General features: G+C 44.0%; 21 protein-coding genes, 1 tRNA gene and 1 rRNA gene. 15 read left to right on the top strand and 8 right to left on the bottom strand.

The window, feature by feature from the left end; translation table 11 throughout:
• Nucleotides 1-176: 176 nt before the first annotated feature.
• Genes ACZ5NL_RS08485 through ACZ5NL_RS08475 form a run of 3 tightly spaced genes read left to right on the top strand, consistent with a single transcriptional unit; the run spans nucleotide 177 to nucleotide 1,944 of the window.
• Complete coding sequence (locus ACZ5NL_RS08485; RefSeq protein WP_464841864.1) at nucleotides 177-485, top strand: Gar1/Naf1 family protein; 309 nt, start codon at nucleotides 177-179, stop codon at nucleotides 483-485.
• Nucleotides 486-491: 6 nt separating this feature from the next.
• On the top strand, nucleotides 492-1,412 hold the full coding sequence (locus tag ACZ5NL_RS08480) for a transcription initiation factor IIB (protein WP_464841863.1): 921 nt from the start codon (nucleotides 492-494) through the stop codon (nucleotides 1,410-1,412).
• 16 nt (nucleotides 1,413-1,428) lie between these two features.
• A complete protein-coding gene (locus ACZ5NL_RS08475) occupies nucleotides 1,429-1,944 on the top strand; it encodes a metallophosphoesterase (RefSeq protein WP_464841862.1) in 516 nt (171 codons plus the stop codon).
• A gap of 27 nt (nucleotides 1,945-1,971) precedes the next feature.
• On the opposite strand, the gene hpkA is transcribed toward ACZ5NL_RS08475, so the two are convergent.
• The gene (gene hpkA / locus ACZ5NL_RS08470) at nucleotides 1,972-2,175 is read right to left on the bottom strand and encodes an archaeal histone HpkA (protein ID WP_004068982.1); all 204 of its coding nucleotides are present in this window, start codon (nucleotides 2,173-2,175) and stop codon (nucleotides 1,972-1,974) included.
• Between the two features lie 418 nt (nucleotides 2,176-2,593).
• Here hpkA and ACZ5NL_RS08465 point away from each other — a divergent pair, with 418 nt between their 5' ends.
• Both ACZ5NL_RS08465 and ACZ5NL_RS08460 read left to right on the top strand, forming a co-directional pair.
• Complete coding sequence (locus ACZ5NL_RS08465; protein WP_004068980.1) at nucleotides 2,594-2,983, top strand: cell division protein SepF; 390 nt, start codon at nucleotides 2,594-2,596, stop codon at nucleotides 2,981-2,983.
• Nucleotides 2,984-3,038: 55 nt separating this feature from the next.
• Nucleotides 3,039-3,644, top strand: a complete 606-nt coding sequence (locus ACZ5NL_RS08460) for a ZPR1 zinc finger domain-containing protein (RefSeq protein WP_464841861.1) — start codon at nucleotides 3,039-3,041, stop codon at nucleotides 3,642-3,644.
• Nucleotides 3,645-3,647: 3 nt separating this feature from the next.
• Here ACZ5NL_RS08460 and ACZ5NL_RS08455 read toward each other — a convergent pair whose 3' ends face one another.
• Genes ACZ5NL_RS08455 through ACZ5NL_RS08445 form a run of 3 tightly spaced genes read right to left on the bottom strand, consistent with a single transcriptional unit; the run spans nucleotide 3,648 to nucleotide 6,063 of the window.
• On the bottom strand, nucleotides 3,648-4,175 hold the full coding sequence (locus tag ACZ5NL_RS08455) for an ASCH domain-containing protein (protein ID WP_464841860.1): 528 nt from the start codon (nucleotides 4,173-4,175) through the stop codon (nucleotides 3,648-3,650).
• Between the two features lie 32 nt (nucleotides 4,176-4,207).
• Nucleotides 4,208-5,218, bottom strand: coding sequence for a homoserine dehydrogenase (locus tag ACZ5NL_RS08450; RefSeq protein WP_464841859.1), 1,011 nt, complete (start codon nucleotides 5,216-5,218; stop codon nucleotides 4,208-4,210).
• On the bottom strand, nucleotides 5,215-6,063 hold the full coding sequence (locus tag ACZ5NL_RS08445; protein WP_464841858.1) for a CBS domain-containing protein: 849 nt from the start codon (nucleotides 6,061-6,063) through the stop codon (nucleotides 5,215-5,217). Before ACZ5NL_RS08445 ends, ACZ5NL_RS08450 begins: the two co-directional genes overlap by 4 nt.
• 143 nt (nucleotides 6,064-6,206) lie before the next feature.
• Here ACZ5NL_RS08445 and rrf point away from each other — a divergent pair.
• Nucleotides 6,207-6,328: ribosomal RNA gene (rrf, locus tag ACZ5NL_RS08440) — 5S ribosomal RNA — on the top strand.
• A gap of 9 nt (nucleotides 6,329-6,337) precedes the next feature.
• A tRNA-Asp gene (locus ACZ5NL_RS08435) sits at nucleotides 6,338-6,415 on the top strand.
• A gap of 14 nt (nucleotides 6,416-6,429) precedes the next feature.
• Here ACZ5NL_RS08435 and surE read toward each other — a convergent pair.
• Together surE and ACZ5NL_RS08425 are read right to left on the bottom strand one after the other, a co-directional pair.
• Entirely contained in the window at nucleotides 6,430-7,215 is a 786-nt protein-coding gene (surE, locus tag ACZ5NL_RS08430; RefSeq protein ID WP_464841857.1) for a 5'/3'-nucleotidase SurE, read from the bottom strand.
• Nucleotides 7,216-7,217: 2 nt separating this feature from the next.
• On the bottom strand, nucleotides 7,218-7,784 hold the full coding sequence (locus ACZ5NL_RS08425) for a DUF996 domain-containing protein (RefSeq protein ID WP_464843427.1): 567 nt from the start codon (nucleotides 7,782-7,784) through the stop codon (nucleotides 7,218-7,220).
• Nucleotides 7,785-7,876: 92 nt separating this feature from the next.
• Between ACZ5NL_RS08425 and ACZ5NL_RS08420 the strand changes: the two genes are divergently transcribed.
• From ACZ5NL_RS08420 to ACZ5NL_RS08385, 8 genes are all read left to right on the top strand, one after another.
• Entirely contained in the window at nucleotides 7,877-8,848 is a 972-nt protein-coding gene (locus tag ACZ5NL_RS08420; protein ID WP_464841856.1) for an archaeosine biosynthesis radical SAM protein RaSEA, read from the top strand.
• 210 nt (nucleotides 8,849-9,058) lie between these two features.
• A complete protein-coding gene (locus ACZ5NL_RS08415) occupies nucleotides 9,059-9,316 on the top strand; it encodes a 2-oxoglutarate ferredoxin oxidoreductase subunit delta (protein WP_179193041.1) in 258 nt (85 codons plus the stop codon).
• A gap of 4 nt (nucleotides 9,317-9,320) precedes the next feature.
• The gene (locus ACZ5NL_RS08410) at nucleotides 9,321-10,538 is read left to right on the top strand and encodes a 2-oxoacid:acceptor oxidoreductase subunit alpha (RefSeq protein ID WP_464841855.1); all 1,218 of its coding nucleotides are present in this window, start codon (nucleotides 9,321-9,323) and stop codon (nucleotides 10,536-10,538) included.
• Nucleotides 10,539-10,591: 53 nt separating this feature from the next.
• Nucleotides 10,592-11,455, top strand: coding sequence for a 2-oxoacid:ferredoxin oxidoreductase subunit beta (locus ACZ5NL_RS08405; protein WP_464841854.1), 864 nt, complete (start codon nucleotides 10,592-10,594; stop codon nucleotides 11,453-11,455).
• Nucleotides 11,445-11,957 (top strand): 2-oxoacid:ferredoxin oxidoreductase subunit gamma, encoded by a 513-nt coding sequence (locus ACZ5NL_RS08400; protein WP_464841853.1) that lies wholly within the window; start codon nucleotides 11,445-11,447, stop codon nucleotides 11,955-11,957. Before ACZ5NL_RS08405 ends, ACZ5NL_RS08400 begins: the two co-directional genes overlap by 11 nt.
• Nucleotides 11,954-13,111: a 2-oxoacid:acceptor oxidoreductase subunit alpha gene (locus tag ACZ5NL_RS08395; RefSeq protein ID WP_464841852.1), complete on the top strand. Its 1,158-nt coding sequence runs from the start codon at nucleotides 11,954-11,956 to the stop codon at nucleotides 13,109-13,111. Before ACZ5NL_RS08400 ends, ACZ5NL_RS08395 begins: the two co-directional genes overlap by 4 nt.
• Before the next feature lie 5 nt (nucleotides 13,112-13,116).
• Nucleotides 13,117-13,962 (top strand): 2-oxoacid:ferredoxin oxidoreductase subunit beta, encoded by an 846-nt coding sequence (locus ACZ5NL_RS08390; protein WP_464841851.1) that lies wholly within the window; start codon nucleotides 13,117-13,119, stop codon nucleotides 13,960-13,962.
• The gene (locus ACZ5NL_RS08385) at nucleotides 13,959-14,519 is read left to right on the top strand and encodes a 2-oxoacid:ferredoxin oxidoreductase subunit gamma (protein WP_464841849.1); all 561 of its coding nucleotides are present in this window, start codon (nucleotides 13,959-13,961) and stop codon (nucleotides 14,517-14,519) included. Before ACZ5NL_RS08390 ends, ACZ5NL_RS08385 begins: the two co-directional genes overlap by 4 nt.
• 39 nt (nucleotides 14,520-14,558) lie before the next feature.
• Here ACZ5NL_RS08385 and gltA read toward each other — a convergent pair whose 3' ends face one another.
• Together gltA and ACZ5NL_RS08375 are read right to left on the bottom strand one after the other, a co-directional pair.
• Nucleotides 14,559-16,001 (bottom strand): NADPH-dependent glutamate synthase, encoded by a 1,443-nt coding sequence (gltA, locus tag ACZ5NL_RS08380; protein ID WP_464841847.1) that lies wholly within the window; start codon nucleotides 15,999-16,001, stop codon nucleotides 14,559-14,561.
• Nucleotides 16,002-16,850, bottom strand: coding sequence for a sulfide/dihydroorotate dehydrogenase-like FAD/NAD-binding protein (locus tag ACZ5NL_RS08375; RefSeq protein ID WP_464841846.1), 849 nt, complete (start codon nucleotides 16,848-16,850; stop codon nucleotides 16,002-16,004).
• Between the last annotated feature and the right edge of the window lie 34 nt (nucleotides 16,851-16,884).

Below are 16,884 nucleotides of genomic sequence, written 5' to 3'. Positions count from 1 at the left end.
CGTTTGTAGTTAAAATACTCATGAATTTAAAAGGTTAACGTTGCAAAAATTCCAGTGGAAAGGCATCTCTTACTTAAAAACTTTTCTATAAAATCTTACTATTGTTTATGGTATTGCGAAAAGTTTAAAAAGGTCGGGAGGAATATATTTAAAAGGTTTTCGATTGGGGTGGGGCTATGAAGCGTTTAGGCAAGGTTTCTCATTACGCCAAACAGGGTTTCTTGATACTCCGTTCAACATTTGCACCTGCACTAAATGATCCTGTAGTGGATAAGAATCTTCAGGTTATTGGAATTGTTAAGGATGTTTTTGGTCCAGTTAATTATCCATATGTTGCTGTAAAACCCCGTGTTAAAGATCCTCAGAAGTATGTTGGGGAAGTTTTATACGTTGATGAGCGCAGAAAAAAAGCTCCTTCTAAAGCTGGTAAAAAGCATAAGGGGAAGGTCAAGAAAAAGCGCCCTGCCCCCCAGAAGAGGGGGTGAGAGTTTTTGACTCAACTTGGAGGTATTAAAAGATGCCCTATTTGTGGTTCGGAAAGCTTGATTTATGACCCAAGTAGGGCCGAGATTGTTTGTTCCAGCTGTGGATATGTTCTGGATGAAGAGATTATGGATTTGGGGCCAGAGTGGAGGGCTTTCGAGCCTGGACAAAGGGAGAAACGTTCTAGGGTAGGAGCACCGGAAACTGTAATGCTTCATGATAAGGGACTTTCTACAGATATAGATTGGAGAAACAAAGACATCCACGGGAGCGATATCTCAGGGAGCATTAGAACAAAGATATACCGCCTTAGAATGTGGCAGAGAAGGATGAGAATAAGCGATGCTATAGACAGAAATCTTGCGTTCGCTTTGAGCGAGCTTGATAGAATGGGTTCCCAGCTGGGACTTCCTAGGAACATAAGAGAAATTGCGGCGGTTTTGTACAGAAAGGCCGTCATTAACAAGCTAGTTAGAGGGAGATCCATAGAGGGAATGGTTTCCGCTTGTCTTTACGCAGCGTGTAGGATTGCAAATGCACCAAGGACCTTGGACGAGATAGAGGACGTATCGAAAGTTGATAAAAAGGAGATTGGGAGAAGTTACAGGTATCTGGCTAGGGAGCTCAATCTTCGACTAAAACCAACCAGCCCTATTGATTACGTTATAAGATTTGGAGATCAGCTCGGGATAAGTGAAAAGACAAAAAGAAGGGCGGTAAAGATACTAAATCAGGCAATTGAAAAAGGTCTTACAAGTGGGAAAGGTCCGACAGGAATAGCTGCAGCTGCTATTTACATAGCGAGCCTTCTTGAAGGGGAAAAAATGACCCAAAGAGAAGTGGCTGAGGTTGCGAGAGTTACAGAAGTTACGGTAAGGAACAGGTATAAAGAACTTGTGGACAAACTTAATATACGCATCCCCACTTAAACAAGTGGGGGAAGAAATGAAAATAGGAATACTTAGCGATACTCACTACCCCGACAAAACTTCCTATCTTCCCGATTTAATTTTTGATGTTTTTAGAAATGAGGGAGTAGAGCTAATAATCCATGCTGGGGATTTGACATCCCCTGAGCTTTTTGATATTTTTAGAGAAATAGCGCCAGTAGTTATCGTTAGGGGAAACTTAGACAAGCCAATTTTTCCAGAGGAGAAGGTTTTAGAAATCGAAGATCTGAAAGTGGGCATCATCCACGGCCATCAATTTCTCAGCTTGGATGAGCAAAGTCTCAAATACAAAGCCCTTGATATGGGAGTTGATTTGTTAATTTTTGGTCATACCCATAGGTTCTTCTACAAAAGCTATGAGTATATGGGTAAAAAAGTGCATCTCCTTAATCCCGGCTCCCCAACGGTTCCAAGAATGAGTGATCCAACGTTTCTCGTTGGCAAGATAACGGGTGAACGTTTCAAATTTGATATCTACAAGCCGTGGGAAACAGAGTGGAAATACCCATAATAGAAAAGACAAAAAAGGGAAAGGCTTTCAAGCCTTAATTGCAAGCTTAATGTCCTCGGCTTTGACTGTCTTCCTGCCGGCGTGTCTAGCGAATTCAACAGCCTTCTTTCCGAGCTCGACTGCGTATTCTTCGAGGTACTCGGCGAGTATCTTGGCAGCCTCTTCACTAACTCTCTCGGCACCAGCCTTTCTAATCAATCTGTCAATTGGGGCAATTGGCAACTCAGCCATTCACAACACCTCCTTGGGAAATTCTTCATTCTTATTTTTTGAATTAAAGATATATAAACCTTTCGATAAAAGCGGCCATTTTCACCCTTTTCATCTCCCATTTTCTTATAAATAAATAGGAACTATTTAAGGGAGAGGTGAGATACCCCATCTCTGGAAAATGTTTTCCTATATAGACAATCAGCGAAATTTAAGGTCTTACCCAGGTAGGGAAAGTTGTGCATAAGAGCACTCACAAAGATTTTTTGCTCACCTATTGGAAGACCTAATTTATTTTAATTTCTCGATTGACAAAAGACGTACCTTCACTTTTTGATACACCATCTCTTTGCCACTTATTAATTAGCTCATCCATAAGAAATATAAAGACCTAGTACCAAAAAATAACTTAGTCAAGAATGTTTTTGGGGTGAAAAGTATGGGACTGTTTGACAAGATTATCAAAAAAGAAGAAACAAAGAAGGAACTTGGAACGGGAAGAAAGAGAGATGTCAGACGTGAAATTGATGTCGTCCCTCTGGAAGAGGATGTTATAGCGAAAACGATTGTTGAGCCGGAGATTAGATATGTCAAGAAGATTGTTGTTACTAGTTACAGCGATTTGGAAAAGATTTCTGAAGAAATACAGGCAGGTAACATTATTATCGCCGATTTAACACCGTTGGAATCAAAACCTGAAGTGCTTGCAAAGGTTGTTGAGCAGATAAAGGGGATTACTCAAGCCCTTGGCGGAGAGACGGCAAAAATAGCAAAACACGAGATTAAGATTCTCATTACTCCTTCAGACATTAAAATATACAAAGGTTGAAAGGCTTCTTTAACCTTTATAAATCCTCTATTCTTTTTGATCTTGGTGAGTTGAAATGAGCGAGATACATGAGGTTAGGCTTGGCGACTGCCCAGTATGTGGGGGAAAGAACACTCTGAAGGCTCTTAATCACATTCATGAAATTCCATATTTTGGTAAGGTGATGGAGTCTACGATAATATGCGAGAAGTGCGGGTATCGAAATGCCGATGTAATGATACTCGAAGAGAAAGAGCCCAAACTTTACAGTATCAAGGTAGAAGAAGAAAAAGATCTCTTTACAAGGGTTGTAAGGAGCAAAAGTGGGACTATTGAGCTTGAAGAGATCGGGGTTAAAATAGAGCCTGGACCAGCGAGTCAGGGGTTTGTAACGAATATAGAAGGTGTCCTCGAGAGGACTAGGGAAACTCTGCTAATGGCCAGGAACTTTAAGACCCAGGAAAATGACGAGGAAAGTGTAAAAAAGATTGATGAACTCCTCTCATATATTGAGGAAGTGAAAGAGGGCAAAAAACCCCTAACAGTAAAAATCATGGATCCCTTTGGGAACAGTGCATTAATAGGGGAGAAAGTCAAGAGCAGACTTCTCACAAAAGAAGAAATCAAAAAACTCAGCACAGGGCCTTACGTAGTATATTACCCTGAAGAAGAAACCGAATGAAGGCTAGATAAAGTGAACTTCTCTCACGGTGAGGTCTTCGAGAAGAGTTTTAACCCATGGCTTCCTTGTCCTGCTTGAAAGGTGGATTATTCCCTCTACGTGAATGCCATAAAGCTCCTTCATTTTTTCTCTTGTAAGGGGTTCTCTAAAAAGAAACGGCTTTTCTATGGTAAAGGCATAGCCGTATTCTTTTATATACTGTTTAAGCCACTTTTTACCCTCTTCTTCGCCATAGACAAAACTAAGCCCACTGGTATCCTTCGTTAACTCCCACAGTGTTTCAAAATCGGCTTTAATAACTTCCCCGACTTCAAACCCTCCAACAATGCTCCCCCTTTTAGTTAAAACTTGTTCCTCACTAAGGCCGAGTTTTCCCAGAGTTCTTCTTAAGAAGCTTAGGTCTCCTCTTGCGATATAGAGAAAAACAGTATCCCCTTCCCTAAAAACAGGGGCTTTTCTTATTTCATGATACTTAAGCCCCCTGAATATCAGCTCTCCATAAACCTGATGGAGGGCTATTACATGCTTCACACTCTCACCGAGTCAAAAAATCCAGAAGGGAGTTATAAATATTTGGTTCTTAAGGATGCTCTTATTATGTCGCTCACAACTCCAGAGGCAGTCTCTTTTATCCCTGCCCCAGCTCCCCTAATAACTAACTCCCCTAATAAATCGCTCTCTATCAAAGCAACGTTTGAAGTACCTTTAACGGCTAGGGGACTGTTCATGGGTAATCTTCTGGGCTTTATCTCCACTTTCCCATCTTCCACAAGGGCAACAAGCCTTGTAACAGATCCTTTTTTGAAGTTATCCCTGGTTTTCTCCTCCGATATTCCCTCTATACCTTCTATGTAAGCTTTTTTGAAATCAAAGGGGTAAAAGGCTATGTTGTGCAGAATGACCCCCTTATAACCTGCATCAATTCCTTTGAGATCATTTGATGGATCTCTTTCTGCTATTCCAAGCTCTTGGGCTTTTTTAAGGGCTTCTTCAAAGCTCATGCCTTCTTCTACTGCATTTAGGATAAACGTTGTTGTGCCGTTGAGCACTCCCCAAATCCTTTCTATAGAATCAGCGAGTAGAGCACTCCTAAGGAGGTGTATTATAGGCGTCCCCGCCATTACTGTAGCCTCAAAAAGGTAAGGCACATCTTTTTCAGACGAGACCTTGAGGAGTTCTCTATAACTAAAAACCACAGGTGGTTTGTTTGAGGTTACAACGGACTTTCCATTCTTTAAAGCCTCCAAATGCCATTTTGCTGCGTTTTTGTCGTTGGTAACGTCAACCACCACATCGCTGTCGATTTCTTCAACAACCTCAGAAGCTCCCAACTCATAAACCTCATACTCATTTCCCCAGAATTTAAGCGAACCAAAACTTTCCTTAGTTTCCAAAGCCTCTTTTAGGTCTATCCCGTTGGGATCCCATATTGTGGCGGTAGAATCGGTAATGCTCACTACCTTGATCTCGAGGTTGTATTTCTCTTTGAAATACTGATGCTTGTTGAGAAGTACCTCAGCAACCCCTTTCCCCACGTTTCCAAAACCAATAAGAGAAAGGGAAATTTCCTTCATGCCTTTTTCACTATTACCCTTATGAGGTCAATGTCTCTAATCAACCCTATTATTTCTCCTTCCCCTTTGACAACGGGTAGCTGCTCTATGTGTTCCCTTGTCATTATGTTTGCCACTTCATAAACACTCATATGTGGGGTTGCAAGTTTTAGTTCGGTTGTCATAATTTCTTCTACTGGCTTTTTGGGAAGCTGAAGTTCTGCCTTCTCAAAGAGAAGCACGGGGTGGCTCTCCAATATCCACTCCTCCTCGCTGGAAGCTGCTAACTCCGCACTCTTCATAACCCTCACAATCTCGCTGTCTTTGAGGAGATCTGTCTCGTCGATAATGCCTATAAGGTTCCCTTCATCATCTATTACGGGCAAAGCCATGGAGTTTGAAAGCAGCAGTGCCTTTAATGCCGCCTTTAAGGGCGTTCCCCTCCAGACAACGCTCACATATCTCTGGTAATAGGGCTCAATTTCTATCTCCTTCATCTTTTCGTTCTTGGAGAGGTACCTTCTTATTATATCTCCCACCGTTAGAATACCCACAACCCGGTTTTGATCATCCACTACAACAACACGCCTGTAGTCGTATTCAAGCATCAGCTTAACGGCCTTTTTCAAGGTATCATTGGGATGTACGGTAGGAACATCTCTCTTAACGAGCATTGCGAGTTGATCCTCATCAGGGTGCAAAAGAACACTTTTTATGCTAACTATACCAGCAAGCTCCTTTGTGCCTTTTTTAACTACCGGAAAAGACCTAACTCTATGTTTTTTGAAAAGATCGAGTGCGTAATTCCTCGTTGCCGGAAGTTCAATTACCACTGGGTCTGGAGTCATGAGGCTTTTAACTTTCATTTTTCATCACCGCTTTTATGTAGGAAGCCTTTTCACTATTTAAGTTTTTCACTTGAAGAAGTGTATTTAAACTTTGCACCTCTGAAAGGCAAGTTCTGCGTTACCGCAAAATTTATAAACCCAATGCCGGGAGTTGTTAGTGGTACGGCGGTCATAGCGGCGGGGTCACACCCGGACTCGTTTCGACCCCGGAAGTTAAGCCCGCCAGCGATCCCGGGTGTACTGCCCTCCGAGAGGGGGCGGGAAACCGGGGACGCCGCCGGCCACTCAAATTGCCCGGGTGGTGTAGCCAGGCCCATCATGCGGGACTGTCACTCCCGCGACTCGGGTTCAAATCCCGACCCGGGCGCCAAAATTTTCTTGCTTCTACAGTTCTAAAAGTCTTTTAATCTCGTCTAAATTCACTCTTGCTGTCATGTCGATGTTTATTGGAGTCACGCTAACTTTTCTCTCAACTTTAACTGCATACATATCCGTTCCCGGCTCTAATGCCTCCTTAGGGCACTGAGTTCCAACTATCCAGTAGTAGGGATTCCCCTTTGGGTCTATGCGCTCTTCAATAGAAGGCCTATACATCCTTCTTGCCAGGCGAGTAAAAGCTATCTCTGTTCTTTCATTTGCATCATAAGGGACGTTAACGTTCAGCATATCGACTCCTTTGGGGAGGCCTTTCTTTAAAACCGCCGTTGCAATCTTTCTCAAAAAATATTTGGCAGTCGAGAAGTCTATTTCCTCGCCTTCTCCAAATTTGTGTTTTTCTCTATTAACCTCTAGGCTTATAGCAATGCTTGGTATCTCTTGAGTTGCAGCCTCTATTGCAGCGCTTGCAGTTCCGGAAACTGTTATCTCGGTGCTCATGTTTTCTCCTAAGTTTATACCACTTATTGCAAGGTCGAACTCTCCAAATCTAGCCATAGCAAAGATAACGCAATCAACGGGCATCCCATCTAATGCATAGGCTGCTTTTGCGCCGCTCATACTTATTCTTTTAGCCCTTAAAGGCCTGTGAATGGTCATTGCCCTCCCACTTGCGCTCCTTTGAAACATTGGGGCAACTACGTAGATCTCTCCTAATCCCTGAAGGGCCTCTACGGCAGCTTTTATTCCTCTCGAGTGGATTCCGTCATCATTTGTTACAAGTATCTTTGCCATCTCTACCCCTCTCCGTTTTCAGCTCTTTCTGGGAGAGAAAGGTATGCAACTATTTCCAGTATCTTTCCTGCCAAGATTATGAGCACTCCAAGTCCAAAAACGATTACCAAGATAGCTCCTAGAAAGTACAGAGAACCTGTTGTCTTAAATACATCAACACCACTTTCAGCTGCGATCTCTTCATAGCTCTTTTTAAGATAGTAGGAACCAAGAAGGAAGAGGATCCATGCCAAGAGTGCTCCCACTAAAAATGTGGCAATTACATGTCTTAATGCCCAAAAACCCTCTTCCATAGCCCTGAAAGGCATCCCTTTGAATACTGCAACTCCAATCCCAACTAAAACAGCAATTATGAGTACCAGAAATGCCCCCAAACGGAGGATAAGTGCTACAAGGTAGCTTCTAAAAATGTCTTCTCTTCTGAATTCGTCGGAAATCTCCTTTACCGCAAATAATATCATTACCATCCCTGCTATCGTAACTAAAACCCCTACCCTTGGTATAAGGCCTCCTAGGAGGGAAAGGATTGCTCCTATACTCCCATAAGTCTTGGCTTCCTTTAAGCTCATAGCTCTCACCTACTGCCTTTTGGTTTTATCATATATGAGGGTTTCCATCAAACTTAAAAAGCCATTCTCTAAGCTTTGGTAGGTGAGAATTAATGACGTTTTGGACAAGCGAGGACAACGTTGCTGGAAAAAGGGGAACTGCTCTCTACATCATTCTACCTACAATTGGATGTTACAGGTATAGAATTGGAGAAGCATGTTATATGTGTTCTTATCCGGCAGAAGCTCCCAAAGTCCCTTGGAGTCAAGAGAAGCTTGTGGAGTACTTTAAAAAAGCCCTTAAGAAAATTGAGGGTAAAAAAGGTCCAGTAGCAGTTAGGATTTTTACATCTGGGAGTTTCTTTGATGATGGTGAGCTAAAGCGGGAGACTAGAAGGAGGATTTTCTCGATACTGGCGGGGATGAATAATGTTGAGGAGATAGTAGTGGAGAGCAGGTCAGAGCTTGTGAGATATGATGCAGTCAGAGAGCTTGTTGAAATTATCGGGGAGAAATACTTCGAAGTTGCTATAGGGCTGGAGACTGCAAATGATGATGTCGCAGATGTGAGCATAAATAAGGGAAATACCTTTGAAGAGTTCATACGGGCTAGTGAGATAATTAGGGATGCTGGAGCTAACGTTAAAACATATCTTCTCTTTAAGCCGATCTTTTTGAGTGAAAAAGATGCAATTGAAGATGTAAAAGAAAGCATAAAGAAAGCCGCTCCATATACGGATACGTTCTCCATAAACGTGACCAACATACAAAAGGGGACAACTTATGAGAGGCTATGGGAAAAAGGAGAATACAGAACACCTTGGCTTTGGAGCGTTGTCGAAATCTTGAGGTGGGCCAAAGAGAACTTTCCAGAAAAGAGGATACTGAGCGATCCTGTGGGAGCTGGTTCAAAAAGAGGGCCTCATAACTGTGGTAAGTGCGACAAAGTTGTTGCAAAGGCGATTAGAGACTTCTCAAACACCCAAAATCTAAAATTCCTCAAGAACATTGAGCATGACTGTTTAGATGAATGGGGGTATATAGTTTCCGAGGGGTTGCTTGACTGGCAGCTCCAAATCTGGTGAGCATCTTTACAAATGTAAACCACATCCCCAAAAATTCCAAGCTAAAGAAGGCTGTTTAGTGACTATTACTGTACAATGTGGGCATGTTTGTTAGGAATTCGCTCAAAAAAAGCAACCTACAGACCAAATTTATTCATAGATGAGAAAATTTTCGAAAACTTTAAATGTTTTACATACGTAAAAACACTTAGCAAATCGCAGGTGATGATTATGGCAAACGTCGAAGTCAAAAAAGATAATTATCTGGCTGTTGGGAAAACTGAAGCAGTCGAGATAAGCGTTGACACTTTCCTCTGCAAAGGATGCGGCATTTGTGTTGAGCTATGCCCAAGAAAGGTTTTCGAGTGGAGCCAGGAACTTAGTGAAAAAGGCGTTCATTATCCAATTCCAGTGCATGCAGATAAGTGCGTGAAGTGTAAGCTCTGTGAGCTCCTCTGTCCGGATTTTGCAATAGCGGTTAAGTGGTGATAAGATGATAATCCGAGGAGACGAGCCCGAACAAATAGGGCTCTTAAAAAAGCTTTATCCAAAGGGAAACTACTTTATGCAGGGCGATGAAGCTATAGCTTATGGAGCTCTTTTTGCTGGGTGCAGGTTTTATGCTGGTTACCCAATAACTCCCGCAAGTGAAATTGCCGAAACAATGGCAAGAGAACTTCCAAAACTCAAGGGTTACTACATCCAGATGGAGGATGAGATAGGGAGTATAGCCGCTGTTGTTGGAGCATCTTGGACAGGCCTTAAGAGCATGACTGCAACTTCTGGCCCGGGCTTTAGCTTAATGCAGGAAAACCTTGGATATGCTGTATTTACAGAAACCCCTTTAGTCTTGGTCGATGTTCAAAGAAGCGGCCCCTCGACTGGTCAGGCAACAAAAGGTGCCCAGGGGGATTTCTTCCAGGCAAGATGGGGAACTCATGGAGATCATCCAATAATTGCAATCTCTCCAGTAAGTGTAGAAGACAGCTTCTGGGAGACAATAAGGGCATTCAACTTGAGTGAGAAATTCAGAATGCCCGTGATTCTTCTCGCTGATGGGATAATAGGGCACACGAGAGAACAGATAAGAATCCCTGATCCAGAGGAAGTTGAGATAATATATAGAAAGCTTCCTGCTGATGAAGAAGAGGCGAAGTATCCGTTTGGAGACGTTCACGGGGATTTAATTCCCCCAATGCCCCTCTTCGGCAACGGCTATTTTACCCACGTTACTGGCTCTACGCACAAGGAAAATGGCTTGAGAGATGTTTATACTCCTGAAGTTCACGATCGCTTGGTTAGAAGGCTCCACAAAAAGATAGAGATTCATGAAAAGGAAATCCAAAAGTGGGAAGAATACTACACCGACGATGCGGAGATTTTGCTTGTGAGCTGGGGAGTAAGCGCGAGGCCATCACTTGGAGCAGTAATAGAGGCCAGAAAGAGAGGGATAAAAGCTGGACTCATTGTCCCGAAGACCGTTCATCCGTTTCCAGAAAAGAGAATTAAGGAACTCTCTAAGAGAGTCCACGCAATTCTTGTGCCCGAAATGAACCTTGGACAGATGATACTTGAGGTGCAGCGCTTCGTAAGGGAAGAAGTTCCAGTTATTGGCGTGAACAAGATAGGAGGAGTCCCATTAACAGTAGAAGAGATTTTAAAGGAAATAGAGAGCTCAGCCGAGCGTTCTCGTCACCGTTCGGCGGATTAGATATTCATCATCGCTGAATAAGGTTGGTGTTTGGATATTTAAAGGTGATGTGTATGGCAAAACAAATTTACACGAAGTATGAAATGGCTAAGTACCTTCGGAAGGAAGCCCTTCCAACCGCACTTTGTCCCGGATGTGGTGGGGGGACTGTGTTAAATGCCTTTGCAAACGCCATAGACCAGCTAAAAATCGACCCGCGTGACTTAGTTGTCGTGAGTGGGATAGGGTGCTCGGCTTGGATAGCCTCACCGTACTTTCTTGCTGACACTCTGCACACTACACATGGAAGGGCTATAGCATTTGCGACGGGTGTTAAGGTTGGTTTGCCCGATAAGAAAGTGGTTGTTATAAGCGGTGATGGAGACCTAGCGGGAATTGGAGGAAATCATCTTATTCATGCAGCAAGGAGAAACATTGACATAACTGTGATTCTTGTTAACAACTTCATATATGGGATGACCGGTGGGCAAGTAGCACCAACAACTCCCTTCGGAGCAATTACCACCACAACACCTTATAGAAACATTGAGCATCCATTAAAAATAGCTGAAACTGTGGCATCCGCTGGAGCCTCTTATGTGGCAAGGTGGACTACCTTTCATGTTTACCAGTTAATAGAGAGCATAAAGAGGGCATTGACTGTTAAGGGATTCTCGCTTGTTGAGGTAGTTTCTCAATGTCCCGTGCAGTTCGGAAGAAGAAACAAGATGAAGACTCCAGCTGAGATGCTTCGCTGGTTTTCAAAAAATGCCGTACCCATAAGCAAAGCCAAGAACATGCCCCCAGAGGAGCTTGAAGGCAAGATTATCATTGGGGAATTTGTAAACAGGGAAAAGCCTGAATTTACAGAGGAACTCAATAAGCTTATTGATGAGGTTGCTCAATATTACAAGCTGGGTGGTGAAGATGCAGATTAGGTTAGCAGGTGTTGGAGGACAGGGAGTCGTTCTTGCGGGGATAATCCTAGGGGAGGCTGCGGCCATAGAGGGACTTAACGTTATCCAAACCCAGGATTATGGCTCTCAAAGCAGGGGAGGGCATTCAATAGCGGATTTGATAATCTCAAAGGAGCCGATCTATGATTTGATGGTCACAAAAGCTGATATTCTCGTTGCTCTTGCCCAACTCGGTTACAATTCAACAAAAGACTCTCTCCGTGAGGATGGGCTTTTGATAATTGACACCGACCTTGTAAAACCTGATAGGGAATATGTAGGCGCACCGTTCACCAGACTTGCTGAAGAAAAAACGGGCTTGGCTCTAACGGTCAACATGGTTGCACTTGGATATTTGGTTGCAAAAACGAATATTGTGAAAAAAGAGAGTGTTGAAAAGGCCATAAGGAGAAGGGTTCCCAGAGGAACAGAGGAAATAAATCTAAAGGCGTTTAGGATAGGTTATGAGGAGGGATTAAGATGAGATATCCGTTTCCTGTAGGTGCTGCGGATTTTATTCAGGGAGATGAAGCTATAGCAAGGGCTGCTATTTTAGCTGGGTGCAGGTTTTATGCTGGTTACCCAATAACCCCCGCAAGCGAAATTTTTGAGGCAATGTCCCTTTACATGCCCCTTGTTGATGGCGTAAGCATTCAAATGGAGGATGAGATAGGGAGCATAGCCGCTGTAATAGGTGCTTCGTGGGCCGGAGCCAAGGCTATGACTGCAACTTCCGGCCCGGGCTTTAGCTTGATGATGGAGAACCTCGGTTATGCGGTAATGACAGAGACTCCCCTGGTTTTGGTAAACGTTCAAAGAAGCGGCCCCTCGACTGGTCAGCCCACTTTGGCAGCTCAGGGCGATTTAATGCAGGCTATATGGGGGACCCATGGTGATCACAGCCTAATAGTTCTAACACCAGCAACGGTTCAAGAGGCCTTTGACATGACAATAAGAGCATTTAATCTTGCAGAGAAGTACAGAACTCCTGTTATACTTCTAACCGATGCTGAAGTGGGACACATGAGGGAGAGAGTCTACGCTCCAAATCCGGACGAGCTTGAACTCATCTATAGAAAGCTTCCTGCTAATGAAGAAGAGGCGAAGTATCCGTTTGGAGACGTTCACGGCGATTTAATCCCCCCAATGCCGATCTTTGGGAAGGGGTATAGGACATATGTCACTGGATTAACGCACGACGAAAGAGGAAGGCCCAAAACGGTTGAGGCAGAGGTTCATGAGAAGCTCATAAAGCGCATTGTTGCCAAGATAGAGAACAACAAGAAGGACATCATTGATTATGAGACCTATGAACTGGAAGACGCTGATATAGTGTTAATAAGCTTTGGGATCGTGGCAAGATCTGCTATGAGAGCCGTTAAGGAACTCCGCAAAGAGGGTATAAAAGCCGGATTGCTCAAGCTTAATGTGATCTGGCCTTTTGACTTTGAACTAATAGAGAAAATAGCCGAAAATGCAGAGATAATGTACGTAGCGGAGATGAACCTTGGTCAGCTCTATCACTTGGTTAGAGAGGGAGCCAACGGGAAGGCTGAGGTTGAGCTCATAAGCAAGATAGGCGGTGAGGTTCATACCCCTGGAGAGATAGTAGAGAGAATTAAGAAGGATTTGAGGTGAGGAAGATGTACCTAAAACCCAGCTACGATATTAGGGACAAATACCTTAGAAAAGACATGCTTCCCACGATATTCTGCCCGGGATGTGGTATTGGAGCGGTTTTACAGTATACCCTCAGGGCTATTGATGATCTCGGTCTAAACCAAGACGAAATAGTGTGGGTAAGCGGTATAGGTTGTTCCTCAAGGGTTCCTGGCTATGTGAACTTTGATGGCCTCCACACAACCCATGGAAGGGCATTGGCTTTTGCAACTGGGATCAAATTAGCAAACCCTGACCTTAAAGTGATAGCTTTTATGGGCGATGGTGACGCTGCCGCTATAGGTGGAAACCACTTAATTCACGCCATAAGAAGAAACCTTGATGTTACTGTCATTCTCATTAACAACTTCACGTATGGGATGACCGGTGGGCAAGTAGCACCAACAACTCCGAAAGGTCTTAGAGGAACGACTGCTCCATATGGAAGCTTTGAAAATCCATTTGACATTGCCGAGCTGGCGGTTGCTGCTGGAGCAAACTACGTTGCAAGGTGGAGCGTTTTCAACTACTTGCAGGGGATAAACAGCATAAAGAAGGCTCTGCAGAAGAGGGGGTTCACTTTGGTGGAATTCTTATCTCAGTGTCCAATAAGCTTTGGAAGAAGAAACAGACTTAAAACGGGTCCGGAGCTTATAAAGTGGTATCAGAAGATAACAGTTCCCATAAGTAAGGCCAAGAACATGCCCCCGGAAGAGCTCGAAGGTAAAATCGTCATTGGGGAGTTCGTAGACAGAGACAGGCCGAGCTTAATAGAGGAATACGAGGCATACAAGAAAAGGGCAAAGAAAATGATGGGGTGGGAAGAATGAGAAAAGAAGTCCTTATAGGTGGCTTTGGTGGACAAGGAGTTATCTTAGCAAGTGTTATTCTTGGGAGGGCAGCAGCGGTCTACGAGGGCCTTTATGCAGTTCAAACCCAAGCTTATGGACCGGAATCAAGAGGAGGAGCAAGCAGAGCTGAAGTTGTAATAAGTGATGAGCCCATAGACTATCCCAAAGCACTGGCTCCTGACTATGCAATTTTGCTTTCTCAGCAGGCTTATGAGAAGTACCTCCCCCTTGTTAAGGAAGGAGGCTTTGTCATAGTTGAGAAGGACTTAGTTCCAAATAGAAATGAAGAGCTTGAGAGAAACTTCAAGGTTTTTGCGCTTCCCCTAACGGAAATAGCAGAAGAAACCACCGGGCTTAGCCTGACAATGAACATTCTAACCCTCGGACTCCTAGTTAAGCTTACCGGTATCGTGAGTGAGGAGGCCATAGAGAAAGCCGTTCTTGATTCAGTTCCTAAGGGAACCGAAAACATAAACCTAAGAGCCCTCAAAAAGGGCTTTGAACTCGGTGAAAAAGTTCTCAAGGGGGAGATTTAACTCCATATTTTTATTTCTCCTCAAAATAAAGAGAAAAAGCTAAGCTGGAAGACGTTTCTTTTGGATGTACTCGTCTATAGACCTTGCCGCTTTCTTTCCGTCTCCCATGGCTAGAATAACAGTTGCCTCCCCCCTTATAGCATCCCCACCAGCAAAGACACCAGGAATGCTGGTCATGAGGTTTTCATCGACTATAAGGGTTCCATCGGGGTTAGTCTTTAAAGCTACCGCTTCTTCGCTTATTATCCTATTGGGCTCAAGACCAATGGATATTATGACGGTATCGGCTTCAATCGTGACGTACTCACCAGTTCCAACTATTTTCCTCTTTCCTTTGGCATCCCTCTCCTCAAGAGGTCTCATCTTCTCGAATTTAACAGCCTTCACCTTTCCGTTCTCGTCTCCAATGAACTCAATTGGATTTAGGAAGAACTCGAACTTAACTCCTTCCTCTTCTGCATGCTTTATCTCCTCTATACGGGCAGTCATGTCCTCTCTTCCACGGCGGTAGGCAATAATAACTTCGCTCCCCATCCTGAGGGCGGAACGAGCTGCGTCCATGGCTGTATTCCCCGCCCCAATCACGATGGTCTTCTTTCCTATAGCTATAGGCTCATCATATTCGGGGAAGAGGTAAGCTTTCATGAGGTTTATCCTTGTGAGGAACTCGTTGGCAGTGTAAATTCTGTCGAGGAGGATTCCGGGAATATTGAGGAGCTTTGGCGTTCCAGCTCCAGTTCCTATGAAGACGGCATCGTACTCCTCAAGAAGCTCTTCGAGGGTTACCGTTTTTCCCACTATGTGGTCGAGCTTTATCTCAACACCCAACTCATGAAGTTTAGCTATTTCTTTGTCAAGGATCTCTTTTGGAAGTCTAAATTCAGGAATACCGTAGATGAGAACCCCTCCTGGCTTGTGGAGGGCTTCAAAGATAGTCACCTTGTAGCCCATTTTTGCTAGTTCCCCAGCACAGGTAAGCCCTGCTGGGCCTGAACCTACTATCGCTACCTTTCCTTTTATCTCATTCTCCTCGGAAACAAATTCTTTAAGGAGTTCTTCGTCTATGCCGTGTTTTCTTGCGTAATCTGCAACAAACCTCTCAAGCTTCCCAATATTAATAGGATCCCCAACTTTACCCATGACGCATGGTGCCTCACACTGTTCCTCTTGAGGACATACCCTCCCGGTAACGGCTGGTAGGGTGTTGTCGTTCCATATTACACGGAGAGCATTTTTAACAGCCTCATCTGGATTCTCAGAACTCTCACGGAGGGCTTTTATGAACCCTGGAATGTTTATGTGAACAGGGCAGCCTTTAATGCACGGAGCATATTCAACTGGGCACTGGATACATCTCTCGGCTTCCTTCACCGCGGAGGCAAAGTCGTAGCCCATATTAACCTCTACAAAGGTCTTTATTCTTTCTTTAACCGGGATCTCCGGGGTAGGAACGCGTTCTTTGATAAGCTTTGGTCTGGCCATTCAGATCACCCCCTTCTCTCTCAGCTTTGCAATGTAACGCTCCCTTGCAAGCTTTTCCTGCTCTGCAAAGCGGGCGTTTCTCTTTATGGCATCATCCCAGTCTATCTTGTGGGCATCCAACATGGGCCCATCTCTGCAAGCAAACTTTATCTCTCCGTCGTAGAGAACTCTGCACGAGCCGCACATGCCTGTTCCATCGACCATTATCTGCCTAACTGTAACGATAGTAGGAATTCCATAAGGTTTGGTTAGTTCAGCGAGCTTCTTAAGGGAGCCGAGTTTTCCACCGGCAAAAACTATGTCAACTCTATCCTGTGCTATGAGTTCCTTTACAACATCTAGGTAGTGACCCTTCCTCCCAACGCTACCGTCTTCCGTTGTGATGTAAAATTCATCTGCAACTGGCTTCGCAAGGTACTCCTCGGGATATGTGTTGTTCTTATTCTCAAAACTGTGGATGGCTATGGTGTAATTGCCTGCTTCCTTCATAGCTTTTAGAGTAGAGTAGCACTCCGCCTGTGCACATACTGCATCCGCAGCGAAGACAACGTTTCCATAGTGCTTCACTTCAATTGGCTTTCCAAGGGGCCCAGTTATGCTTAGAATTTCATCCCCAACATGGAATTCGTGCCATAACTTGAGAGTCGTGACTCCATGTCTTCTTATGAACATCCCTATCTTTCCGTCCTTTGCATAGTAAACTGACATCGGTACCCTTTCCCCCCTCTCATCGGGGATTAAAACGACGAACTGTCCAGGCTTCCAAGATTTTGCTATGTGAGGGGCCTCAACCTCCATGAAAAAGTCAATTGCACTCAGATTTTCCTTTTTTGTTATCCTATAACCCATAATGCACCACCTTGTACACATGTTTTGGTTTGTA

The sequence above is a fragment of the Thermococcus aegaeus genome, assembly GCF_055393685.1.
Note: the sequence above shows the minus strand (reverse complement) of the source record. Positions and strands in the feature narration are given on the sequence as shown.